Source organism: Streptomyces sp. ID05-39B (genome assembly GCF_033794725.1).
GTDB lineage: Bacteria > Actinomycetota > Actinomycetes > Streptomycetales > Streptomycetaceae > Streptomyces > Streptomyces bobili.
Map to the genome: position 1 here is coordinate 1 of NZ_JARGEF010000124.1, position 22663 is coordinate 22663.

General features: G+C 70.9%; 17 protein-coding genes and 4 pseudogenes. 14 read left to right on the plus strand and 7 right to left on the minus strand.

Annotated elements, in window-relative coordinates:
• Positions 1–239: pseudogene (locus P1P75_RS24410) on the minus strand (DUF4349 domain-containing protein); the annotation flags it as partial.
• A gap of 296 nt (positions 240–535) precedes the next feature.
• Here P1P75_RS24410 and P1P75_RS24415 point away from each other — a divergent pair.
• Positions 536–2116: a methylmalonyl-CoA mutase family protein gene (locus P1P75_RS24415; protein WP_319178320.1), complete on the plus strand. Its 1581-nt coding sequence runs from the start codon at positions 536–538 to the stop codon at positions 2114–2116.
• Between the two features lie 174 nt (positions 2117–2290).
• On the opposite strand, the gene P1P75_RS24420 is transcribed toward P1P75_RS24415, so the two are convergent.
• The gene (locus tag P1P75_RS24420; RefSeq protein WP_319258821.1) at positions 2291–3625 is read right to left on the minus strand and encodes a polysialyltransferase family glycosyltransferase; all 1335 of its coding nucleotides are present in this window, start codon (positions 3623–3625) and stop codon (positions 2291–2293) included.
• Positions 3625–4626, minus strand: a complete 1002-nt coding sequence (locus tag P1P75_RS24425; RefSeq protein ID WP_319258823.1) for a glycosyltransferase family 2 protein — start codon at positions 4624–4626, stop codon at positions 3625–3627. The genes P1P75_RS24420 and P1P75_RS24425 overlap by 1 nt, the downstream gene beginning before the upstream one ends.
• Before the next feature lie 197 nt (positions 4627–4823).
• Here P1P75_RS24425 and P1P75_RS24430 point away from each other — a divergent pair, with 197 nt between their 5' ends.
• From P1P75_RS24430 to P1P75_RS24445, 4 genes are all read left to right on the plus strand, one after another.
• Positions 4824–6185: a DUF6716 putative glycosyltransferase gene (locus tag P1P75_RS24430; protein WP_319258825.1), complete on the plus strand. Its 1362-nt coding sequence runs from the start codon at positions 4824–4826 to the stop codon at positions 6183–6185.
• A 371-nt stretch (positions 6186–6556) separates the two neighbouring features.
• Positions 6557–7876 carry an N-acylneuraminate cytidylyltransferase gene (locus P1P75_RS24435; RefSeq protein WP_319258827.1) on the plus strand — a complete coding sequence of 440 codons (1320 nt, stop codon included), beginning with the start codon at positions 6557–6559 and terminating at the stop codon, positions 7874–7876.
• 13 nt (positions 7877–7889) lie between these two features.
• Positions 7890–8828, plus strand: a complete 939-nt coding sequence (locus P1P75_RS24440) for an N-acetylneuraminate synthase family protein (RefSeq protein WP_319258829.1) — start codon at positions 7890–7892, stop codon at positions 8826–8828.
• A gap of 76 nt (positions 8829–8904) precedes the next feature.
• Positions 8905–9996, plus strand: coding sequence for a hypothetical protein (locus P1P75_RS24445; RefSeq protein WP_319258831.1), 1092 nt, complete (start codon positions 8905–8907; stop codon positions 9994–9996).
• On the opposite strand, the pseudogene P1P75_RS24450 reads toward P1P75_RS24445, so the two are convergent.
• The 3 genes and pseudogenes from P1P75_RS24450 to P1P75_RS24460 form a co-directional block, all read right to left on the minus strand.
• Positions 9983–10370: pseudogene (locus tag P1P75_RS24450) on the minus strand (FAD-dependent oxidoreductase); the annotation flags it as partial. The gene P1P75_RS24445 and the pseudogene P1P75_RS24450 sit on opposite strands and share 14 nt — an antisense overlap.
• A 4-nt stretch (positions 10371–10374) precedes the next feature.
• On the minus strand, positions 10375–10899 hold the full coding sequence (locus tag P1P75_RS24455) for an ATP-binding protein (protein ID WP_319258833.1): 525 nt from the start codon (positions 10897–10899) through the stop codon (positions 10375–10377).
• 16 nt (positions 10900–10915) lie between these two features.
• Positions 10916–11044 (minus strand): annotated as a pseudogene (locus P1P75_RS24460) (NAD(P)-dependent oxidoreductase); the annotation flags it as partial.
• Positions 11045–11191: 147 nt separating this feature from the next.
• Between P1P75_RS24460 and P1P75_RS24465 the strand changes: the two are divergent.
• Positions 11192–11407: pseudogene (locus P1P75_RS24465) on the plus strand (transcriptional regulator); the annotation flags it as partial.
• Between the two features lie 54 nt (positions 11408–11461).
• Here P1P75_RS24465 and P1P75_RS24470 read toward each other — a convergent pair.
• The gene (locus tag P1P75_RS24470; protein ID WP_319258834.1) at positions 11462–12145 is read right to left on the minus strand and encodes a class I SAM-dependent methyltransferase; all 684 of its coding nucleotides are present in this window, start codon (positions 12143–12145) and stop codon (positions 11462–11464) included.
• Between the two features lie 316 nt (positions 12146–12461).
• Here P1P75_RS24470 and P1P75_RS24475 point away from each other — a divergent pair, with 316 nt between their 5' ends.
• The 8 genes from P1P75_RS24475 to P1P75_RS24510 all read left to right on the plus strand — a co-directional run bounded on the left by P1P75_RS24475 (position 12462) and on the right by P1P75_RS24510 (position 22550).
• On the plus strand, positions 12462–13691 hold the full coding sequence (locus P1P75_RS24475) for a M20 family metallopeptidase (RefSeq protein WP_319258846.1): 1230 nt from the start codon (positions 12462–12464) through the stop codon (positions 13689–13691).
• 286 nt (positions 13692–13977) lie between these two features.
• A complete protein-coding gene (locus P1P75_RS24480; RefSeq protein WP_319258848.1) occupies positions 13978–15051 on the plus strand; it encodes a BMP family ABC transporter substrate-binding protein in 1074 nt (357 codons plus the stop codon).
• A 401-nt stretch (positions 15052–15452) separates the two neighbouring features.
• Complete coding sequence (locus tag P1P75_RS24485; protein ID WP_319258836.1) at positions 15453–16499, plus strand: BMP family ABC transporter substrate-binding protein; 1047 nt, start codon at positions 15453–15455, stop codon at positions 16497–16499.
• A gap of 272 nt (positions 16500–16771) precedes the next feature.
• On the plus strand, positions 16772–18424 hold the full coding sequence (locus P1P75_RS24490; protein ID WP_319258850.1) for an ABC transporter ATP-binding protein: 1653 nt from the start codon (positions 16772–16774) through the stop codon (positions 18422–18424).
• Positions 18421–19542, plus strand: a complete 1122-nt coding sequence (locus tag P1P75_RS24495; protein WP_319258838.1) for an ABC transporter permease — start codon at positions 18421–18423, stop codon at positions 19540–19542. The genes P1P75_RS24490 and P1P75_RS24495 overlap by 4 nt, the downstream gene beginning before the upstream one ends.
• The gene (locus P1P75_RS24500; RefSeq protein WP_319258840.1) at positions 19542–20801 is read left to right on the plus strand and encodes an ABC transporter permease; all 1260 of its coding nucleotides are present in this window, start codon (positions 19542–19544) and stop codon (positions 20799–20801) included. The genes P1P75_RS24495 and P1P75_RS24500 overlap by 1 nt, the downstream gene beginning before the upstream one ends.
• On the plus strand, positions 20798–21202 hold the full coding sequence (locus P1P75_RS24505) for a cytidine deaminase (protein ID WP_319258842.1): 405 nt from the start codon (positions 20798–20800) through the stop codon (positions 21200–21202). The genes P1P75_RS24500 and P1P75_RS24505 overlap by 4 nt, the downstream gene beginning before the upstream one ends.
• Positions 21203–21272: 70 nt before the next feature.
• Positions 21273–22550 (plus strand): thymidine phosphorylase, encoded by a 1278-nt coding sequence (locus P1P75_RS24510; protein WP_319258844.1) that lies wholly within the window; start codon positions 21273–21275, stop codon positions 22548–22550.
• Positions 22551–22663 lie beyond the last annotated feature (113 nt).

Below are 22663 nucleotides of genomic sequence, written 5' to 3' on the forward strand. Positions count from 1 at the left end.
AAAGGGGTGCCGGCCTCCGCCGGACGCGCGGGCGCCGTACTCGCCGCCTTGCCGTCGGCGGGACCGCCGGGGGCCGTGGGGCCGGCGCCCGCGTGCGCGGGCGGGCCGGCCGCGCCGCCGTCCGCGGCGGTCGTCCCCGTCGTGCAGCCGCACACCGTGACCAGTGCCGCCGCGCCGGCCAGCACGGCGAGCGATCTCCGTACGGCGAGCGATCTCCGTGCGGCCCGCGATCTCCGCACGGCTCGTGCTCTTCGCGCGGCGAGGGTTGCGCGCCCGGCCGTTCCGCTGCTCATGCCCGTCATACGCACGCGTGACCCCCGTCGTCTCACCGGCGCACTGTCTCATCCCGGATACTCCCCGCGGATGACGCCACGCGAACCGCCCGGCATGGTGGTGACGGGGACCGCACCGAGTCTGTGAGCAAGGTCCCAGCGTGCTCCCCTCCACCGGGTGGAGGCGCACCGCTACAGTCCGTCGAAGGTCGGACCGCCCAGCCGGTGACCGGCGATCAATCCTGAGCGGGAGGCAACACACCATGGCGCGCGAGTCTGAGTCCGGACTGCCCATCGAACCGGTCTACGGACCGGACGCTCTGGAGGGCTGGGACCCGGCGGAGAAGCTGGGCGAGCCGGGAGCCTATCCCTACACGCGGGGCGTGTACCCGTCGATGTACACCGGCCGGCCGTGGACCATGCGCCAGTACGCCGGTTTCGGCACGGCGACGGAGTCGAACGCCCGCTACAAGCAGCTCATCGCCAACGGCACCATGGGCCTGTCGGTCGCCTTCGACCTGCCGACCCAGATGGGCCACGACTCCGACGCGCCGATCTCCTCGGGCGAGGTCGGCAAGGTCGGTGTCGCCATCGACTCCATCGACGACATGCGGGTGCTGTTCGGCGGGATCCCGCTGGACAAGGTGTCCACGTCGATGACGATCAACGCGCCGGCGGCCCTGCTGCTGCTCATGTACCAGCTGGTCGGAGAGGAGCAGGGTGTCACCGCCGCCCAGCTCACCGGCACGATCCAGAACGACGTGCTCAAGGAGTACATCGCGCGCGGGACGTACATCTTCCCGCCGAAGCCCTCCCTGCGGCTGATCGCCGACATCTTCAAGTACTGCAAGGCCGAGATCCCGAAGTGGAACACGATCTCGATCTCCGGCTACCACATGGCGGAGGCGGGAGCCTCGCCCGCGCAGGAGATCGCGTTCACCCTCGCCGACGGCATCGAGTACGTGCGCACGGCCGTCGCGGCAGGCATGGACGTGGACGACTTCGCCCCCCGCCTGTCCTTCTTCTTCGTCGCCCGTACGACGATCCTGGAGGAGGTCGCCAAGTTCCGTGCCGCGCGCCGCATCTGGGCGCGCGTGATGCGGGACGAGTTCGGCGCGAAGAACCCCAAGTCGCTGATGCTGCGGTTCCACACGCAGACCGCGGGCGTGCAGCTGACCGCCCAGCAGCCCGAGGTGAACCTGGTCAGGGTCGCCGTCCAGGGTCTGGCGGCCGTCCTCGGCGGCACCCAGTCCCTGCACACCAACTCCTTCGACGAGGCGATCGCGCTCCCCACCGACAAGTCGGCCCGGCTCGCGCTGCGCACGCAGCAGGTCCTCGCCTACGAGACGGACGTGACGGCGACCGTCGACCCCTTCGCCGGCTCGTACGTCATCGAGAAGATGACCGACGACGTCGAGGCCGCCGCGCTGGAGCTGATGACGAAGGTCGAGGATCTCGGGGGCGCGGTCTCCGCGATCGAGCACGGTTTCCAGAAGGGCGAGATCGAGCGCAGCGCGTACCGCATCGCCCAGGAGACCGACTCCGGTGAGCGGGTCGTGGTCGGCGTCAACCGCTACCAGCTCGACGCGGAGGAGCCGTACGAGCCGCTCCGGGTGGACCCGGCGATCGAGGCCCAGCAGGCGGCCCGCCTCGCGAAGCTGCGCGCCGAGCGCGACCAGTCGGCCGTGGACGCGGCCCTCGCCGAGCTGAAGAAGGCCGCCGAGGGCGAGGACAACGTCCTCTACCCGATGAAGGACGCCCTCCGGGCCCGCGCGACGGTCGGCGAGGTCTGCAACGCCCTGCGCGAGATCTGGGGCACCTACGTGCCCAGCGACGCGTTCTGAACCGTGCCGAAGCGGCCCAGGCAGCCGGTGGGTCCGGCTGCCTGGCCACCACCCCGGCCCACGTAACCGTCCGGCCGCACGAGCAACAGCCCCCGGCCGTACGACCCCCTGCGCACGGGCCCGCACCATCCGCACCCGCTCGGCGTGAACTCGTACGCCAGGGGCACGCGTCGCCTACGCCCGCCGCACCGCCCTGCGCATCGCCCTCGCCCGCCGCACCACCCGGCGCGCGGTGGAATTGCGCGGAAGGAACGACAGCCGCTCCGGGATACCGCCCGGCAGACCCAGCGCGGTGAGCCGCCGGCGCTTGAAGTACCGCTTGGTGCGCGGCCCGAGACAGGTGCGCAGATACTCCTCGGCGACCGGGCGCAGGCTCGGGTGGATCTGCGCCTGCATCACATAGCCGACGGTCCTGACCAGGTCGGTGAGCGATTCCGGCGGGATGCGCGTCTCGCCCTCGCCGTCCTCCAGGTCCGGCAGCAGCGCGTCCGCGAGCAGGGCGGGCACCCGGTTGCTGTTCTGGTACGGGGTGAGCCGGTCCATCAGCCGCTCGGTGCCGATCCGGGCGACCGGCAGGTCGTAGAACGCCGACGCGGTGAACAGGGCGGTGGAGAAGCAGCCCACCACCAGCGCGGGCCGCGCCGCGGCGAACAGCACCTCGGCCAGGACCGGCGTCTCCAGCACCGTGAGGTCGACGCCCAGCTTCGCGGCCTCCGCCTCCAGGATCCGGCTGTAGCGGGCCGGCGCGGTCGGGTGCGGCTTGAAGACCACGGCCCGGTGCCCACGGGCGACCGCCCCCCGCATCATCCGCACATGCAGGTCCTCTTCCTCCTCCACGGTGAGGATGCCGAGCGCGGACAGGTACTGACCCAGCAGCAGCGCGGAGTCGTCGGGCAGCGCGGGCAGTTCCTCCACCGCCTCGCCGATCTCCCCGAGGACCTTGAGGAAGCCGCTCGCCGGCACGGTCCGCGCGGGCACCCCGAACTCGGTGAGCAACAGCGGCACCAGCCCCGGCACCAGGTCCAGATGGAGCAGCCGGCGCACCCTGGTGCCGATCAGCGGGTCGATCCTGTTGCGGGTCGGCCCGTAGCTCATCAGCCCGTCGGCATAGACCTCGACGGGCGCTCCGGGGAACACCTGCGCGATCGCCAGCGCCGGGTTGACCTGGATCGACTCCACGACGATCTCGACCCGGTCCTCGCCCAGTCCCCACAGCATCCGCAGATGGCGCTCCAGGAGCGGCGCGTCGTCGGCGCGCGGTGCCCAGGCGCCCGGGTGGAAGGGGCTGATGGCCTCGTTCCAGGACAGCACCGCGTCGAAGCGGTCGCGCAACGGGGCGAAGCCCGGCATCTCGTCGACGGCCGGGGTGGTCTCCGGCGTCGTCGTGTTGTTGCACACCAGCAGCAGCCGGCGGTCCGCCGCCGGGAAGCAGCCGGCGTCCAGCGCGGCGGCCAGGGTGGCGGCGCCGTACAGCGTGGAGGCACAGAAGATCTGAGTCGTGCGAGGCATCAGGCGGCCGCCTTCGGGGTGCCGGTCTTCGAAGAGGTGATCCTGCGGCGCAGCCGGCGCAGCGTCGACGAGCGCTCCAGGTCCATCGTGTCCAGGACCTCGCCGAGCAGCTCCTGCGGCATGCGCCTGATGGCCGCCGCGCTCATGGCACGCAGCTGCCGGGCCACCCGCGGCTCGAACTTCCCGGTCTCGCCGAGGTGGTGGGCGATGATCGCGCAGTACGTGCGCACCGCCTTGGGGAGCAGCCGGTCGGCCTCGCGGTCCCGCGCCGTCTCCTCGATGACCTGGTCGAACGCCCGGATGAAGTCCAGCCGGCGGGCGTCGCCGATCTGGGTGAGGGAGGAGGCGACCCCGCGCCGGTAGAAGACGCCGAGCAGGTTCAGCACGGCGAACGACTCCGCCTCCCGGTGCAGCTTCCAGATCCACGGCCGGTCCTCGGCGGTGCGCAGACCGTGGGTGAAGTGCAGCAGCCCGCGGTCGGCGAGCCGGCGGTGATAGGCGCCGGCCCAGGCGTACGGGTAGTCCACGGACGTCGAGCGGTCCGCGGGCAGGATCGCGTCGCGCGGGCTGCGCACCTCCCCGCGCAGCCCGTGCGGATGCCGGACCAGCGTGCGGGCGCGCGCGGTCGCCTGCACATGGTCGACGCGCACGAAGTCGCAGCCCAGTTCCTCGATCGCGGTGACCAGATCGGTCAGATAGCCGCGCGCGAGCCAGTCGTCACCGTCCAGGAACGTCAGGTACTCGCCCTGCGCGGCATCCAGTCCGGTATTGCGTGCGGTGGCGAGCCCTCCGTTCTCCTCATGACGGATCAGACGCACCGACGCGACCTTCGACAGTTCTTCGGCCGCCCGTTCGAGAATGGCGGGCGTATCGTCCTTCGAACGGTCGTCGACCAGCACGAACTCGAAGTCCGGGCGGGCGTTCAGCTGCAGGCTTCTGAGGGTGTCCGGGGCGTATTGCTGGACGTTGTAGAACGGCACGATCACGGAAAGCTTGGGCACGCGCAAATCCTAGGAGCGTGCCCGGCAGCGAAAATATCCGGTAAGGGTACGGGCAATGAACTCGATGTGTCGGATTCGTGCATCACGCGTATTTCCGGGGAGTTGACGAGCCGGTTCGGAAAGCGGTGGCGCGCTGTTAACTTTCCGTTGAGTCGCGGTTGGGCAAAGCCCGGGTTTTGCTTCCTAGCGTCTTCGACGTGCCACCACGTACTTCGAAACCCCCGCGGATCGCCGTACTCGCGGACTCCGACACCCGCTGGAAATGGGGTGCGTCGACCGCGGGCCGGATCGCCCCGGGCGGGCAGCCCGGCCCGCCCATGGAAACCGGAGCGGACGGCGACGCGCAAGCCGCCCCCGTTCTCGACGGCTACCTCCTGCGCGGCCGCGCCACCCCCACGCCCCGTCAGCTCGCCGAAGTCGGCGTGCACGCCGACTCGCTGCGCGAGGTGACGGCCGCCGAGTTCCTTCGCTCCATGGCGAGCGAAAAGTACGACGTCCTCGTCCTCGCGCTGGTCGGCGGCGGCGTCCAGGCCATCCTGCACGGCCTCAAGCGGATCTGGGAGGACGGCGGTGAGCGGCCCGTCGTCGTCACCGGCTATGTCGGAGTCGTCTACGAGAAGCTCGCCGACGGTCTGCTGCTGCGGCACGGCGCCGACCTCGTCCTCGCCAACTCCCGCCAGGACGCGGAGCGTTTCCGCGCCGTGTACGACGGTGTCGGCGCCGACGCCTCCTCGGTGACCGAGGTCGCCCTGCCGTTCCTCGGCGGCGCCCCCTACACCGGTGAGCACGAGCCGTACACCGTGGTCTTCGCCGCCCAGCCCTCCGTGCCGGAGAACCGCAAGGACCGCACCTACCTGCTCGAACGCCTCGTGCGGCACGCCCGGTTGCACCCCGAGCGCGAGGTGCTGCTCAAGCTGCGCTCCAAGCCCGGCGAACACACCACCCACATCGAGGAGTTGCCGTACCAGAAGCTGGCCCAGCGGCTCGACCCTCCCGCCAACCTCCGTCTCGTGTACGGCAACATGGGCGAGGTCCTCGACCGCACCGACCTCATGGTCACGGTCAGCTCCACCGCCGCCCTCGAATCCCTGCACCGCGGCATTCCCACCGTGGTCCTCACCGACCTCGGGGTGCGCGAGGCGCTCGGCAACCACCACTTCGTCGGCTCCGGCTGCCTCGCCTCCTGGGACCAGCTCGACGCCGGGCACCGGCCCGCCCCCGACGAGGACTGGGTGGCCCGGCAGGGCGTCGCCGCCGGGGGAGGCGCGTACGAACAGGCCTTCGACGCGGCGCGCGCACGCATCGCCGAGCTGCTCGACCGCCCCGGCGGCCTGCCCCCGCTCACCCCGTACTACACGCCCGCCACCGCGCCCGGCTACCTCCCCGGCATCCTCGCCCGCCACCACCTCGGCCCCGACGGCAGCCCGCTGCCCGGCGCCCCGGCCGCGGACAGCGGCCCCGGACCGGTCCGCCAGATCGTCCGCCGGGCAGCCCGCGGCGCCTACCGCCACGGAGTCCAGCGCGTCGCCCCGGTCATCCGCCGAATGGGGGACCTGTGAGACCCCCGGCGCCGGCCCCGGCCTCTTTCGGGGCGTCCGCCCGGGTCCCTGCGGCCTCCGCCCAGGTCCCTGCGGCGTCCGCGCCGGCGTCTTCCCCGGCGTCGGTACCGGCCTCTTCCGGGGCGTCCGCCCGGGTCCCTGCGGTTCCCGACCGGGTCTCTGCGGTGTCCGCCCAGGTCCTTGCGGTCTCCGCGCCGGTGTCTTCTCCGGCGTCCGGTTCGGCCGCTTCTCCGGCGTCGCTACCGGCCTCCTCCAGGGCGTCCGCCCGGGCCCTTCCGGTGTCCGCCCGGGTCCCTGCGGTCTCCGCATCGGCCGCTTCTCCGGCGGCCGTCCGGCAGCCGTCTCCGGTGTCCTCCCAAGGAGTCCAGCCCATGTCCAACCTCCAGGCGGGCGTGCGTCGCGTCCTCGCCGTGATCCCCGCGCGCGGCGGCTCCAAGGGCGTCCCCGCGAAGAACCTCGCGTCCGTCGGCGGCGTGCCCCTGGTGGCGCGGGCCGTGCGGGAGTGCCGGGCCACCCGCCTGGTCACCGACGTCGTGGTGTCCACCGACGACCAGTCCATCGCCGTAGCCGCCCGAGAGGCAGGCGCCGAGGTCGTGCTGCGCCCGGCCGCCATCGCCGGGGACACCGCCGCCTCCGAGGCCGCCGTCCTGCACGCCATGGACACCCACGAGGCCCTGCACGGCGCGGCCGTCGACGCGGTGCTCCTGGTGCAGTGCACCAGCCCGTTCATCGCCCGCGAGGACATCGACGGCGTCGCCGCAGCGGTCATCGAGAACGGCGCCGACACGGCCGTGACCGTCGCCCCCTTCCACGGCTTCGTCTGGCGCGAAGGCACCACCAGCACCGGCACTACCGGCACCGGCACCACCGGCAGTGACACCACCGGCACCACCGGCACCACCGGCAGCACCGACGGCACGAACAACACCGTCGGCACCGCCGGAGGCTTCGGCGTCAACCACGACAAGGCGTACCGCCCGCGCCGCCAGGACCGCCCCCAGGACCTCCTGGAGACCGGCGCCGCCTACGCCATGGACGCGGCCGGCTTCCGCGAGCACGGCCACCGCTTCTTCGGCCGCACCGACCTCGTGCGCACCGACCCCGCCCGGGTGCTGGAGATCGACGACCCGCACGACCTGGCCCGCGCCCGCGCCCTCGCCCCCCTCTTCGACGCGAACAGGCCCGGTTCGCTCCCGACCGCCGCCGACATCGACGCGGTGGTCCTCGACTTCGACGGCACCCAGACCGACGACCGGGTGCTGATCGACTCCGACGGACGGGAGTTCGTCTCCGTGCACCGCGGCGACGGCCTCGGCATCGCCGCCCTGCGCAGGAGCGGACTGAAGCTGCTGATCCTGTCCACGGAACAGAACCCTGTGGTGGCCGCCCGCGCCCGGAAGCTCAAGCTCCCGGTCCTGCACGGCATCGACCGCAAGGACCTCGCACTCAAGCAGTGGTGCGAGGAGCAGGGCATCGCGCCGGAGCGCGTGCTCTACGTCGGAAACGACGTCAACGACCTCCCGTGCTTCGCCCTCGTCGGCTGGCCCGTGGCGGTCGCGAGCGCCCACGACGTCGTACGCGGCGCCGCCCGCGCGGTCACCGTCCTCCCCGGCGGCGACGGCGCGATCCGGGAGATCGCCGGCTGGATCCTCGGACCCTCTCTCGACTCTCCCGACCCCCTCACCAAGTAAGGAACCCCCTTTCATGAGCACCAACTCCCGCCTCCGCCAGTTCGGTTCGCGCCCGGCAGGCCCCGGCCACCCCGTCTACATCTGCGGCGAGATCGGCATCAACCACAACGGTGAGCTGGACAACGCCTTCAAGCTCATCGACGCCGCCGCCGAGGCCGGCTGCGACGCCGTGAAGTTCCAGAAGCGCACCCCGCAGATCTGCACCCCGCGCGACCAGTGGGACATCGAGCGCGACACCCCCTGGGGCCGGATGACGTACATCGACTACCGCCACCGCGTGGAGTTCGGCGAGGACGAGTACCGCCAGATCGACGAGTACTGCAAGGAGAAGGGGATCGCCTGGTTCGCCTCCCCGTGGGACACCGAGGCCGTCGCCTTCCTGGAGAAGTTCGACGTCCCCGCCCACAAGGTGGCCTCCGCCTCCCTCACCGACGACGAGCTGCTGCGCGCCCTGCGCTCGACGGGCCGCACGGTGATCCTCTCCACCGGCATGTCCACCCCGAAGCAGATCCGCCACGCCGTCGAGGTCCTGGGCAGCGACAACATCCTGCTCTGCCACGCCACTTCGACGTACCCGGCGAAGGCGCAGGAGCTGAACCTCCGCGTCATCAACGCCCTCCAGGCCGAGTACCCCAACGTCCCGATCGGCTACTCCGGCCACGAGACGGGCCTGCAGACCACCCTCGCCGCGGTCGCCCTCGGCGCCACCTTCGTCGAGCGCCACATCACCCTCGACCGCGCCATGTGGGGCTCCGACCAGGCCGCCTCCGTCGAGCCGCAGGGACTCACCCGCCTCGTGCGCGACATCCGCACCATCGAGGCCTCCCTCGGCGACGGCGTCAAGAAGGTCTACGAGTCGGAGCTGGGCCCGATGAAGAAGCTGCGCCGCGTCTCCGGCGTCGTCGCCGAGGCGGAGATCGCCGCGGCGGCCGGCGAGCCCGTCGGCGTCTGACCCGGAACCGACCCGGAACCGACCCGGAACCTCTCCGACCACCGCTACCAGTGCCCTACGGGACGGTCGTACGACGATGAGCCTTCGCGCCGGGACACCCGGCACCACCACCCCCCACACCCTCGCGTTCGTCGAGAGCCCGGTACAGCTCCTGAACGTCCTGGAGTGGGCCCACTCCCGGAGACCCCGTCCCCGGGAGGCGCCCGGCGCGGGGTTCACCCTCGTCGTCCTGTCCCCGACCGACCCGATGACCCGCGGCCAGCTGCGCCGCATGGCCGAACTGGCCCGCCACGACGGCCACCAGGTCCGCTGGGAGGAGGCCCGCGGCGGCCCCGCGGCCCCCTTCCGCACCATCGGCGGCCTGACCCGCGAGCTGCGCCGGGCCGACCGGATCGTCATGGGAGACCCCTTCTCCCGTTACGTCCAGCTGCTGCTGACCATCACCCGCGCCGACGACCTGGTCGTCGTCGACGACGGCACCGCCACCATGGAGTTCGTCGGCCAGCTCGCCCGAGGCGAACGCCTGGTGCGCTGGCACCGCAAGGGCGGCCGGCAGGGCCCTCGCGACCTGCTGTTCGCACCGGTGTCCGGCGTGGCCCGCCGCCGCCTCACCCCCGGCCCGGCCCGCCGCGTGGAGGTCTTCACCTCCATGCCGATCGAGGACGCCCCGGCCGGCGTCTCCGTCACCGCCAACACCTTCGCCTGGACCCGCGAGCGCTTCGGCCCGCCCCGCGTGACGAAGGGCGCCGACGTGGTCGGTACGTCCCTCGTCGAGACCGGCGTCGTCGACGGCGACCGCTACGTGCACGCCGTCGGCGTCCTCGCCAAGGCCCACGGCGCCACCCGCTACTTCGCCCACCGCCGCGAGAGCGCCGAGAAACTCCACCGCCTCGCCGTCGAGACGGGCCTGGAGGTCGTCCGCCCCGACCTCCCCCTCGAACTCATCGCCCGCAGAGGCCCTATCGGCAGAACCGTCCTGAGCTTCCCCTCCACGGTGGTCCACACCCTCCCCCTGGCCCTCACCGGCACGGAGGTCCGCGTCGCGGTCTGCGACATCGACCCGGCCTGGCTCACCCGGACCGCCTCCCCCCGAGCCCGGGGCTTCCTCACCGACGTCACCGAAACAGCCCGCGGCATCGACCGCCTGGCCACGGTCACGACGGCCTGACCCGCCGAATCTCCTCGGCGCACCCCCACGACAGCGTGACGCCGGCACCACCGTGCCGTGGTTGTGCACGACCACCGAGCCGTCCTGCCGCCGCTCCGCCTCTACGCGGCCGTGGCTCGGTCGGCCGGGCGCCGATCCGGTGTTCCAGTACACGGGCCTGGCTGAGGCGGGGCTCGATCGCGGCGCACCGCGCGAGGATGCGGGAGGCCGCCTTGCCGTCGGGATCCAGGTCGCCTTCGCCGTCGATTCGGACGCCCGTGGCCGGGTCCTCGGCCAGCTTCCGGAAAATCTCCAGCGACCGCTGTCCCCAGCGGTCGACCTTCTCCATTCGGCTCGACCAGATACGGGCCCCACATCGCGCCGACCGCAGCTGAAGCCTCACCTCTTGACGGCCTCCGCGATCTGTAGAGCTGCCTGGGCAGGCGTGAGGTGCGTGGTGTCAACGACCTCGGCCTCGCCGTGCAGCCATGTCCGAGCCGCCTCAGCGTAGGGCTCAAGGTATGCGAGGCGAAACGGAGAGTTGGGGCCAAGAACGGTGTCGCCCGCGATCCGCCCGAGGAGGGTGTCCTGGTCGGCATGGAGGACGAAGTGCCGGACCGGAATGCCATGCTGGGCAAGGCCGGAGCTGATCTCGCGCCAGTACTGCTCGACCAGAACAGTCATGGGCATCACCAGAGTGCCACTGGTGTAGTCGAGTACGCGTCGGGCGGTCTCGACGACGAGCGGCCGCCACGGCGGCCAGTGCTGAAAGTTGTCCGTCTCTGGCAGCCCTGGCGTGATGTCCATGAGTGTCTCGCCGACCTTCTCGGCGTCGAACACCCGTGAATCCGGAATCAGCTGCTGCACGAGTGCACCGGTCGTCGTCTTGCCTGCGCCGTGAGTGCCGTTAAGCCATACGATCATGGGCTCGACGCTACAGAAGCGGCGTGACGCCAGGCACCTGCTCGGCGATCACGTGCACCGATGCCCGGGCCTCGGCAAGAACGACGGCGGTGGTCAGACCTGCTACGCCAGCCCCGACAACGACAACGCGCTCCCCTGCGGTCATGACCTTGACCCTAACGGCGGGCGGCGTCGATGGGACATGGTTTTCGCCACGCTTCAGGGCCGTACGCGAGCGCATGGCTGCCGCCTGAGATGCGCCCTCCCTGACGTCATCCCGCTGCTACGCTGCGTCACTCGCCGCGTACGCGCCACCACGCGGGACTTCCTCAACGAGGCCAAGGAAGTGGCCCGCTACGTCGCCTTCGACCGGCCGGACGCCTGGGCGAACTTCAGCCCCACCAACGTCGCCCTGCACGAGGTCAGCGCGGCCGTCTCCTTCGGCGACGCCGGCATGGCCCTGCAAACCGCACGGCCGCTCATGCGGCGGCACATTCCCGTCCCCGAGCGCCGGGCCGCCCTGTGGGTGGCCGGTGACGGCTGCGACGGTCGCGAAACCGGGACAGCTGCCCCGGCCACTCCACTACCCCGGACTGCGCGCCAGCAGAAATGCCCGGGGCCGGGTCGCGCCGCCCTCCGGCTCCAGGACCACGCGGGCCTGGACGTCGAGGCCCGCCTCGGTGAGGTGGCCGGCGACGGATTCCGGCGTGCGCCAGTAGTAGTCGAGCGTGATCTCGTGGCCGAACCGCTCCGCGACGTGCTGCCGCTCGCCGGTCCCGGTCTGGAAGCAGAGCAGCAGGTACCCGCCGGGTACGAGGACGCGCCGGAACTCCGCGAACACCGCGGGCAGGTGCGTGTCCGGCACGTGGATCACCGAGAACAGGGCGAGCAGCCCGCCCAGCGTGCGGTCGGGCAGGTCCAGGGCGTCCATCGACCCGACGTGGAAGCGCAGCCCGGGGTGCGCCCGGCGGGCGAGGGTCACCATGCGGGGTGAGACGTCGACGCCGAAGGCGGGCACCCCGAGCCGGTGCAGCAGCGCGGTGACGTTGCCGGGCCCGCTGCCCACGTCCGCCACCGGCTCCTCGCCTCTGGCCCGCACCAGCTCCGCGAACCCGGAGATCAGCGCCCGGTCCATGACCCGTTCCCCGAGCCCGTCGGGGAACTCACGGGCGTACTCCTCGGCGATGGCGTCGTACGCGGCACGGGTGTCCCGGACGAAGCCGGGATCGGCGTCGGCCGGGGACGGGCTGGTGTTCGGTTGGCTCACGTGACCGGACTCTAGTGACGGGCCCCGCCGCTCGGCAGGCGAATCCGTGAAGCGCCGGTGTCCGCTCCCGCCCGGTCCCGCTCCATGGACAGTCGCGCGTGCCTCGAGTGAGCCGTGGTAACCGTGAAGGAGGAAGATTGAGGGACGGGCCGGCAAGCCATGATCGACTCGGCCCGAAAACAGCCGAGTTTACCCAGCCCGAACACCAGCCATGCGCCGCGCGGCCAACTTTTCTTCCCCTAACAGGTTGAAGTTTTGTTGATCGTGGGTCAGCCGACCACCCCGGCGTCCTACCCTTCAAAGGGTGAAGCAACTGATGTCCCGAGAGTCCGAGGCCGATCCTTCAAGGGAAGCCGCGCTTCCCGGCACTTTGCCGGAGGCCCTGCGCGCCGAGCTCGTCGCCTTCCGCCGCGACATGCACATGCACCCTGAGCTGGGCAACCAGGAGTTCCGTACGACGGCGGCGATCAAGGAGCGCCTGGAGAAGGCGGGCCTCAAGCCCCGCGTACTCGCCGGCGGCACCGGGCTCATCTGCGACATCGGCGACTGGGCCGACGGCACACCCGTCCTTGCGATGCGTGCCGACATCGACGCGCTGCCGATCCCGGACACCAAGGCCGACTGCGCCTACCGCTCCACCGTCCCCGACCGCGCCCACGCCTGCGGTCACGACGTGCACACCGCCGTCGTCCTGGGGGCCGGTCTCGTCCTCGCCGACCTGCACCGGGAGGGCCGGCTCCCGCGCCCGGTGCGGCTGATCTTCCAGCCCGCCGAGGAGGTGCTGCCCGGCGGCGCCGCCGACGCCATCGAGGACGGCGTCCTGGAGGGCGTCGGCCGGATCATCGCCGTGCACTGCGACCCGCGCGTGGACGCCGGTCTGATCGGTCTGCGCGAGGGTGCCATCACCTCCGCCTGCGACCGCCTGGAGATCTCCCTGGGCGGGCCCGGCGGCCACACCGCCCGCCCGCACCTGACGACCGACCTGGTCACCGCCGCCGCCCGCGTCGTCGTCGACGTGCCCGCGCTGGTCGGCCGGCGCGTCGACACCCGGGCCGGCCTCGCCGTGACCTGGGGCCGGATCGACTGCGGGCACGCCCCGAACGTGATCCCGCAGCACGCCGAGCTGTCCGGCACCGTGCGCTGCCTCGACATCGAGGCCTGGCGGCAGGCGCCCGACCTCGTCGTCGCCGCGATCGACGAGGTCGCCAACCTGCACCGCGCCAAATCGGAGATCAACTACGTCCGCGGCGTCCCCCCGGTCGTCAACGACACCGACGTCACCGGCCTGCTGCGGGACGCCATGGTCGCCCGGCGCGGCGAGGAGGCGGTGGAGACCACCGAGCAGAGCCTCGGCGGCGAGGACTTCTCCTGGTACCTGGAGCGGGTGCCGGGAGCCATGGCCCGCCTCGGCGTCCGCACGCCGGGCGAGCGCACGGTCCGCGATCTGCACCAGGGCGACTTCGACGCCGACGAGCACGCCATCACCGTAGGGGTGGAGCTGTTCACGGCGGCCGCGCTGCTGGACGCGACGACGCGCACGGTGTGAGCGCGCGGCGCCGGTGACGGCCCGGACGAAGGGGTGCCCGAAAGGTGCCCCTTCGTCCACTTGTGTCACCGGCGTGTAACCCGGGGGACCCGGTTGCGACCCGGGGGCGGCACGAATCGATAACGGCCGTGAGAAACCCCGTTCCCCTCCCCGTCTACGCGCGTTACTGTGCGCCGAAATCGCCCCTTGGAACGGCCCGTTGGGGGAGCCGTGCAGGAGGCGCCACATTGGGGAACGCGGGCCGGTGACGGCGCCGTGGGGATGAAGGGTGCTTGCTGTGCGTCTCATATCTCGAAGGACCAGGTTCATCCAGGCAGCGGCGTCCGTCGCGGTCGTGGCCCTCGCGGCGGCCGGCTGCGGCGAGTCCAGCACCAGCTCCAATCCCAGCGAGAAGGAGTCCGGCAAGGAGTCCGCCACGTACTCCGGCAAGGGCATCGGCCTGGCGTACGACATCGGCGGCAAGGGCGACCAGTCCTTCAACGACGCCGCGTATGCCGGTTTCGAGAAGGCCGACAAGGAGTTCGGGATCGGTGGCCGCGACGTCGAGCCGCAGGACGGCGAGTCGGACGCGGACAAGGTCCAGCGCCTGACCCAGCTCGCCCAGTCGGGATACAACCCGGTGATCGGCGTCGGCTACATCTACGCGCCGGCCGTCAAGGAGGTCGCCGCGAAGTTCCCGAACACCACCTTCGGCATCATCGACGACGAGCAGGTGGCGGCGAAGAACGTCGCCGACATGGTCTTCCACGAGGAGCAGGCCTCCTACCTGGCCGGCGTCGCCGCGGCGAAGGCGTCGAAGAAGGCGCACATCGGCTTCATCGGCGGCGTGGACATCCCGCTCATCCACAAGTTCGAGGCCGGCTACGTTCAGGGCGCCAAGTCGGTCAACCCGGCCATCAAGATCGAGTCGCAGTACCTCACCGAGACGCCCCAGGAGGGCGGCTTCTCCAGCCCCGACAAGGGCAAGGCGGGGGCCAGCGGCCAGATCGAGGCCGGCGCGGACGTCATCTACCACGCGGCCGGTCTCTCCGGCCAGGGCGTGATCTCCGAGGCCGCCGGCAAGAAGGTGTGGGCCATCGGCGTCGACTCCGACCAGTACTCCCAGACCTCGCTGGCCGCGTACAAGGACTACATCCTCGGCTCGGCCCTGAAGAACGTCGGCGGCGCGGTCTACGACCTGGCCAAGTCCGTCTACGAGGGCAAGCCGCTGTCCGGCGTGGTCCGCGGCAGCCTCTCCAACGACGGCGTCGGCTTCGCCGACACCAACCCGAAGTACAAGGCCATGACGGACGTCGTCGCCGCCGTGGACAAGGCCAAGAAGGACATCGTCGACGGCAAGATCACCGTCAACGCGAAGTAGCCCACCTGTTGGGTCCTCGCTCACCTCGAACGCCGGAGGGGCTGAATTCCAGCCCCTCCGGCGTTTTTGCCGAGCGGGTTCAGTGGCGGAGCCCCGGCCGGGACGGGAAGTGGTGGCGGTAGCGGTAGCGGTGGCGGCGGTGGCGACGGCGACGGTGGCGGCGACGGTGGCGAGAGCCGGCCCGGTTCAGCCCCCCGCCTACGCCCATTAAGGGCGTCCTCGCAGACCAGCGGCCCCCTCCTCCCGCATGCCGCGCTCCAGCCTCCGTACGCTGGAGCGCAAACTGTGGCCACAGCTCGATAACGGACCGGACAGAAGGGTTTTTCCGTCTGGTCTACGCGCGTTACGCTGCGGCGGAACCAGCGCCTGGTATGGGCGCTTGCACAAAGGAGTCTCGTTCCATGCGCCGGGTGTCCCGTATCGCGGTTGCTGGTGTTGCTACCGCAGCCTTCGCAGTCAGCGTTTCCGCTTGCGGAAGCTCCTCCACGTCGTCCTCCTCCGGTGACGACAAGAACCTGGGCCTCGCCCTCGCGTACGACGTCGGCGGCAAGGGCGACCAGTCCTTCAACGACGCCGCCACCGCCGGCCTGGAGAAGGCCGACAAGGAGTTCGGCTACAAGTCGACCGCCGTCGAGCCGCAGGACGGCGAGTCCGACGCCGACAAGGTCCAGCGCCTGGAGAGCCTCGCCAAGCAGGGCTACAACCCGGTCATCGGCGTCGGCTTCGCCTACGCGCCCGCCGTCAAGGAGGCCGCGGCCAAGTACCCGAAGACCACCTTCGGCATCGTCGACGACGAGCAGACCAAGGCCGACAACGTGGCCGACCTCGTCTTCTCCGAGGAGCAGGCCTCCTACCTGGCGGGCGTCGCCGCGGCCAAGGCGACCAAGTCCAACGTGGTCGGCTTCGTCGGCGGTGTGGACGTCCCCCTGATCCACAAGTTCGAGGCCGGCTACAAGCAGGGCGTCGAGGACACCAAGAAGGGTGTCACGGTCAAGTCGCAGTACCTGACCGAGACCGCCGCCGAGGGCGGCTTCTCCAGCCCGGACAAGGGTGAGAGCGCCGCCGAGGGCCAGATCGACGCCGGTGCCGACGTGGTCTACGCCGCCGCCGGCCTCTCCGGCCAGGGCGTCATCAAGGCCGCCAACGCCAACAAGGTGTGGGCGATCGGCGTCGACTCGGACCAGTACAAGCAGGACGCGCTGAAGACGTACAAGGACTCGATCCTCACGTCCGCGATGAAGAACGTCGAGGGCGCCGTCTACACGCTGGCGAAGTCGGTGGAGGACGGCAAGCCCGCCACCGGTGTGGTCCGTGGTGACCTCGCCAACGGCGGCGTGAGCCTGTCGAACTCCAACCCGGTCTTCGCCGGCAACAAGGAGATCCAGGACGCCGTCAAGAAGGCCGAGGAAGGCATCAAGAACGGCACCATCAAGGTGAAGACCTCCTGACGACCGTGCCGGCGGCCTGCCGAGAGCGTCGAGACTGCCGAGACGTGTCGAGACCTGTCGAAGGCATGGCCAAAGAAGCGCTGTAATGACAGCGTTACGACCTCGGAACGGGGTGTGGGGACGATGACTCCCCGCGCCCCGTTCGCGCGGCAGAATGCTCGGAACGGATCGAGACTGATCGAGAAGTCGGTCAAGATCGATCAGGTCCGGGCACTATTTAAAGCAGGGGCGCTACGCGCGTAGAGCGGCCCCTTTCCCGAGGAGAGTGCGCCATCGACGCGTCCAGCAGCCCTCCGCTCACCGCCCCGTCGACAGTCGCGGTAGAGCTCGCGGGCATCACCAAGCGGTTTCCCGGTGTCGTCGCCAACCACGACATCCACCTGAGCGTCCGCAAGGGCACCGTGCACGCCCTCGTCGGCGAGAACGGCGCCGGCAAGTCCACCCTGATGAAGATCCTCTACGGCATGCAGAAGCCGGACGAGGGCACCATCGCGGTCGACGGCGAGCAGGTGAGCTTCTCCAGCCCCGCCGACGCCATCACGCGCGGTATCGGCATGGTCCACCAGCACTTCATGCTCGCGGACAACCTGACCGTCCTGGAGAACGTGGTGCTCGGCAGCGAGAAGCTGCACGGCATCGGCGCCGGAGCCCGCCGGAAGATCAAGGAGATCTCCGACCGCTACGGCCTCGGCGTCCGCCCCGACGCCCTGGTCGAGGACCTCGGCGTCGCCGACCGCCAGCGCGTGGAGATCCTCAAGGTCCTCTTCCGCGGCGCCCGCACCCTGATCCTCGACGAGCCGACCGCGGTCCTGGTCCCGCAGGAGGTCGCGGCGCTCTTCGCCAACCTGCGCGAGCTGAAGTCCGAGGGCCTCTCCGTCATCTTCATCTCCCACAAGCTGGGTGAGGTCCTGTCGGTCGCCGACGAGATCACGGTCATCCGGCGCGGCACGACGGTCGGCACGGCCGTCCCCGCCGAGACGACCCCCCGCCAGCTCGCCGAGATGATGGTGGGCAGCGAACTGCCCACCCCGGAGACCGCCGAGTCGACGGTCACCGACCAGCCCGTCCTCAAGGTCGAGAACCTCACGGTCCACGCGAGCGGCGGCGCCTCCCTGGGCCCGGAGGCCGAGCCCGTGGGCCCCGGCTCCCTGGTCGAGGCGGCCGGCGAGGTCAAGAAGGTCCTCGACGACGTCAGCTTCACCATCCACGCCGGTGAGGTCATGGGCATCGCCGGCGTCGAGGGCAACGGCCAGACCGAGCTGATCGACGCGCTGATCGGCACCAAGAACGCCGACTCCGGCACCATCGCCTTCCTCGGCGAGGACATCACCCCCTGGCCGACCCGCAGGCGCCGCGAGTCCGGCGTCGGCTACATCCCCGAGGACCGTCACCGCCAGGGCCTGCTCCTGGAGGCCCCCCTCTGGGAGAACCGCATCCTCGGCCACGTCACCGAGGCCCCCAACGCCAAGGGCTTCTGGCTGAACCCCAAGGGCGCGCAGGACGACACCCGCCGGATCGTCGAGGAGTACGACGTCCGCACCCCCGGCATCGACGTCACGGCGGCCTCCCTCTCCGGCGGCAACCAGCAGAAGCTGATCGTCGGCCGCGAGATGAGCCACAACCCCAAGTTCCTGATCGCCGCCCACCCCACCCGCGGTGTGGACGTCGGCGCGCAGGCCCAGATCTGGGACCGCATCCGCGAGGCCCGTCGCGAGGGCCTCGCGGTGCTGCTGATCTCCGCCGACCTGGACGAGCTGATCGGCCTGTCGGACACCCTCCGGGTGATCTACGACGGCAGGCTGGTCGCCGACGCCGACCCGGCGACCGTCACCCCCGAGGAACTCGGCTCGGCCATGACCGGCGCCGCGTCCGGGCACCTCGAGCACGTCGAAGAAGAAGCCGCCCCGGAGGACGAGGCCCGATGAAGAAGTTCGACAAGGAGCGCCTGCTCCTCGCGGTGGCCGGCCCGGTCATCGCGCTGGTCTCGGCGATCCTGCTGACGTCGATCGTGCTGATCGCCTCCGGCAAGAACCCGTTCGAGCCGTACCGGCTGATGCTGGAACAGGCCGGGTTCGCCGACGTCCAGGTACTGATCGTCAACCAGGCCTCGCTGTACTACATCGCCGCCCTCGCGGTCGCCCTCGGCTTCCGCATGAACCTGTTCAACATCGGCGTCGACGGCCAGTACCGCCTCGGTGCCATGATGACCGCCGTGGTCGGCGCGCACGTGTCGCTGCCGTCCTTCCTCCAGGTCCCGCTGCTCCTCCTGGTCGGCGCGCTCACCGGCGCCATGTGGGCGGGCATCGCGGGCATCCTCAAGGTCACCCGGGGCGTCAGCGAGGTCGTCGCGACGATCATGCTCAACGCGATCGCGACCAGCCTCATCGGCTACCTCACCCTGCGTGAGAACTTCGGCGTCCTGCTCGGCGACAACGTCACCACCGGCGTCATGAAGGAGTCGGGCTGGGTGCCCGGCATCGACCTGGGCCAGGACGTCGGCGAGATCTACGGCCTGGTCTTCCTCGCCGTCGCGCTCGGCATCGGCTACTGGATCGTCCTCAACCGCACCCGCTTCGGCTTCGACCTGCGCGCCACCGGTGAGTCCGAGACCGCCGCCGCGGCCTCCGGCGTCAACGCCAAGCGCATGGTGCTCACCGCGATGCTGATCTCCGGCGGGGTCGCCGGCATCTCCGGCCTGCCGCTGCTGCTCGGCGACGCCCACACCTACAGCCTCAGCTTCCCGGCGGGCCTCGGCTTCACCGCCATCGGCATCGCCCTCCTCGGCCGCAACAACCCCGGCGGCATCGCGCTGGCCGCCCTCCTGTGGGCCTTCCTCGACAAGGCGTCCCCCGCCCTCGACTACGCCACCCCGGTGGCGTACGAGAAGGAGATCGCCACGATCATGCAGGGCCTGATCGTCTTCGCGGTCGTCATCTCCTACGAGGCCGTACGCCAGTGGGGTCTGCGCCGCCAGCAGAAGATGGTCGGCGCCGAGCTGGCCGCCGCCGCCAACAACAACGCCCACAAGGAGGTGGCGGCCTGATGTCCACCGCGACCATCGCCAAGCCGCAGGCGAAGCAGCCCGGCAAGCGCCGCCGCATGTCCCTCCCGGTACTCCTGCTGATCATCGCGGGCGTGCTGGTCCTCACCTCGATCGTCCGCCTGATCTCCGGCGCGGACGGCATCACCTCGACCGGCCAGATGTCCACCGCGCTGCGCCTGGCCGTACCGATCGGCCTCGCAGGACTCGGCGGTCTGTGGGCCGAGCGCGCGGGCGTCGTCAACATCGGCCTCGAAGGCATGATGATCCTCGGCACCTGGTTCGGCGCCTGGGCCGGCTACCAGTGGGGCCCGTGGACCGGTGTCGCCTTCGGCATCATCGGCGGCGCGCTCGGCGGCATCCTGCACGCCATCGCCACCGTGACGTTCAAGGTCAACCACATCGTCTCCGGCGTGGCGTTGAACATCCTGGCCCTGGGCACCACCCGCTACCTGTCGAAGTTCACCTTCGAGGACGCCCCGCAGGGCTCCTCCAAGCAGTCCCCGCCGATCGAGTCGCTGGGCACCTTCGACATCCCCGGGCTGTCGAGCTGGCTGGAGACCCTGAACGGCAAGCACTGGTTCCTGGTCTCCGACATCGCCGGTCTGGTCGGCGGTCTGGTCACCAACCTCTCCCCGCTGACCGTCGTCGCCGTCGCCCTCGTACCCGCCACCTGGTGGGTGCTGTGGCGGACCGCCTTCGGCCTGCGGCTGCGCTCCTGCGGCGAGAACCCGGTGGCAGCCGAGTCCCTCGGCGTCAACGTCTACAAGTACAAGTACATCGCCGTGATCGTCTCCGGCGGCTTCGCCGGTCTCGGCGGCGCCTTCCTGTCGATCGTCGCCTCGAACGTGTACCTCGACGGCCAGACCGCCGGGCGTGGCTACATCGGCCTCGCCGCGATGATCTTCGGCAACTGGATGCCGGGCGGCCTCGCCCTCGGCGCGGGCCTGTTCGGCTACACCGACAGCCTCAACCTGCGCGGCGGCACCACCAACGTGCACGCCCTCATCCTGCTGCTGGCGATCCTGCTGGTCTTCGGCGCGGCCTACCTGGCCTGGCAGAAGAAGTACGTCTCCGCCGTCATCACCCTGGCGATCTCGGCCCTGATGTTCCTCTGGTACACGAGCGTGGACGAGGTTCCGCGCCAGGTCGTCTCCGCGGCCCCGTACGTCGTGACGCTGCTGGTGCTGTCGCTCTCCGCGCAACGCCTGCGCATGCCGAAGGCCGACGGGCTGCCCTACTACAAGGGGCAGGGCAAGTGACCCCGGCCGCCGCCACCGTCGACTGGGACGCCCTGCGCGAGCTGGCGCGCGAGGCCATGCGCCACGCGTACGCCCCGTACTCGCACTACCCGGTCGGCGTGGCGGCCCTGGTCGACGACGGCCGTACCGTCTCCGGCTGCAACGTCGAGAACGCCTCCTACGGCATCGGCCTGTGCGCCGAGTGCGGTCTGGTCTCGGAGCTGCAGCGCACCGGCGGCGGCCGCCTCACCCACTTCACCTGCGTGGACGGCCGGGGCGACATCCTCGTCCCGTGCGGCCGCTGCCGTCAGCTGCTGTACGAGTTCGGCGGCCCGGACCTGCTGCTGGAGACGCCGGCCGGGATCCTCCCGCTCGCCGAGATGCTCCCGCAGGCCTTCGGCCCGGACCACCTCACCAAGTGATTCCCGTGCGGCCCCTCCGACTCGCGTGAACCGGGCGGAGGGGCCGCGCACTTTCTTGAAAGGCACGGCCATGGACGTCATCTCCGTCATCCGCACCAAGCGGGACCGCGGTGAACTCAGCGACGAACAGATCGACTGGGTCATCGACGCGTACACCCGTGGCGAGGTCGCCGACGAGCAGATGTCCTCGCTCGCCATGGCGATCCTGCTCAACGGCATGAACCGGCGTGAGATCGCCCGCTGGACGGCCGCGATGATCGCCTCCGGCGAGCGCATGGACTTCTCGTCCCTGTCCCGCCCGACCGCCGACAAGCACTCCACCGGCGGCGTCGGCGACAAGATCACCCTTCCGCTGGCGCCCCTGGTGGCGGCCTGCGGCGCGGCGGTCCCGCAGCTCTCCGGCCGCGGTCTCGGCCACACCGGCGGCACCCTGGACAAGCTGGAGTCGATCCCCGGCTGGCGCGCGCTCCTGTCCAACGAGGAGATGCTGCACGTCCTCGACACCACCGGCGCCGTGATCTGCGCGGCGGGCGACGGCCTGGCCCCCGCCGACAAGAAGCTCTACGCCCTGCGCGACGTCACCGGCACGGTCGAGGCGATCCCCCTCATCGCCTCCTCGATCATGTCGAAGAAGATCGCCGAGGGAACGGGCTCCCTGGTCCTGGACGTGAAGGTCGGCACCGGCGCCTTCATGAAGACCATCGAGGACGCGCGCGAGCTGGCCTCCACGATGGTGGGCCTCGGCACCGACCACGGCGTGAAGACGGTCGCCCTCCTCACCGACATGTCCACCCCCCTCGGCCTCACCGCGGGCAACGCCCTGGAGGTCCGCGAGTCGGTCGAGGTCCTCGCCGGCGGCGGCCCGGCCGACGTCGTCGAACTGACCCTCGCCCTGGCCCGCGAAATGCTGGACGCGGCCGGAGTGAAGGACGCCGACCCGGCGAAGGCACTCGCCGACGGCTCCGCGATGGACGCCTGGCGCCGCATGATCACCGCCCAGGGCGGCGACCCGAACGCCCCCCTCCCCACCGCGCGCGAACAGCACGTCATCAAGGCCCCGGCCACCGGCGTCCTCACCCGTCTCGACGCCTACGGCATCGGAGTCGCCGCCTGGCGTCTGGGCGCCGGCCGCGCCCGCAAGGAGGACCCGGTCCAGGCGGGAGCCGGCATCGAACTCCACGCCAAGCCCGGCGACACGATCACCGAGGGCCAGCCCCTCCTGACCCTCCACACCGACACCCCCGAGCGCTTCGCCTACGCCCTGGAATCGGTGGAGGGCTCGTACGACATCGGGGCGCCGGGCACGAGCTACGAGGCGTCCCCGGTGGTAAGGGAGCGCATCGCCTGATCAGCCCGTCCGGCGCTTGAGGACGAGGCGCGAAGCGCCGACAGCGGGGGTCTGGGGGCGGCAGCCCCCAGGGACGGGACGGGAAAGGGCGGCGGGGGCGAGAAAAGGGCTGG

What these genes read in the sequence shown, in the direction of transcription:
- P1P75_RS24415 (WP_319178320.1), top strand. Translation starts at nt 536, where the DNA reads ATGGCGCGCGAGTCTGAGTCCGGACTGCCCATCGAACCGGTCTACGGA.
- P1P75_RS24420 (WP_319258821.1), bottom strand. Translation starts at nt 3,625, where the DNA reads ATGCCTCGCACGACTCAGATCTTCTGTGCCTCCACGCTGTACGGCGCC.
- P1P75_RS24435 (WP_319258827.1), top strand. Translation starts at nt 6,557, where the DNA reads ATGTCCAACCTCCAGGCGGGCGTGCGTCGCGTCCTCGCCGTGATCCCC.
- P1P75_RS24440 (WP_319258829.1), top strand. Translation starts at nt 7,890, where the DNA reads ATGAGCACCAACTCCCGCCTCCGCCAGTTCGGTTCGCGCCCGGCAGGC.
- P1P75_RS24445 (WP_319258831.1), top strand. Translation starts at nt 8,905, where the DNA reads ATGAGCCTTCGCGCCGGGACACCCGGCACCACCACCCCCCACACCCTC.
- P1P75_RS24455 (WP_319258833.1), bottom strand. Translation starts at nt 10,899, where the DNA reads ATGATCGTATGGCTTAACGGCACTCACGGCGCAGGCAAGACGACGACC.
- P1P75_RS24475 (WP_319258846.1), top strand. Translation starts at nt 12,462, where the DNA reads ATGTCCCGAGAGTCCGAGGCCGATCCTTCAAGGGAAGCCGCGCTTCCC.
- P1P75_RS24485 (WP_319258836.1), top strand. Translation starts at nt 15,453, where the DNA reads ATGCGCCGGGTGTCCCGTATCGCGGTTGCTGGTGTTGCTACCGCAGCC.
- P1P75_RS24495 (WP_319258838.1), top strand. Translation starts at nt 18,421, where the DNA reads ATGAAGAAGTTCGACAAGGAGCGCCTGCTCCTCGCGGTGGCCGGCCCG.
- P1P75_RS24500 (WP_319258840.1), top strand. Translation starts at nt 19,542, where the DNA reads ATGTCCACCGCGACCATCGCCAAGCCGCAGGCGAAGCAGCCCGGCAAG.
- P1P75_RS24510 (WP_319258844.1), top strand. Translation starts at nt 21,273, where the DNA reads ATGGACGTCATCTCCGTCATCCGCACCAAGCGGGACCGCGGTGAACTC.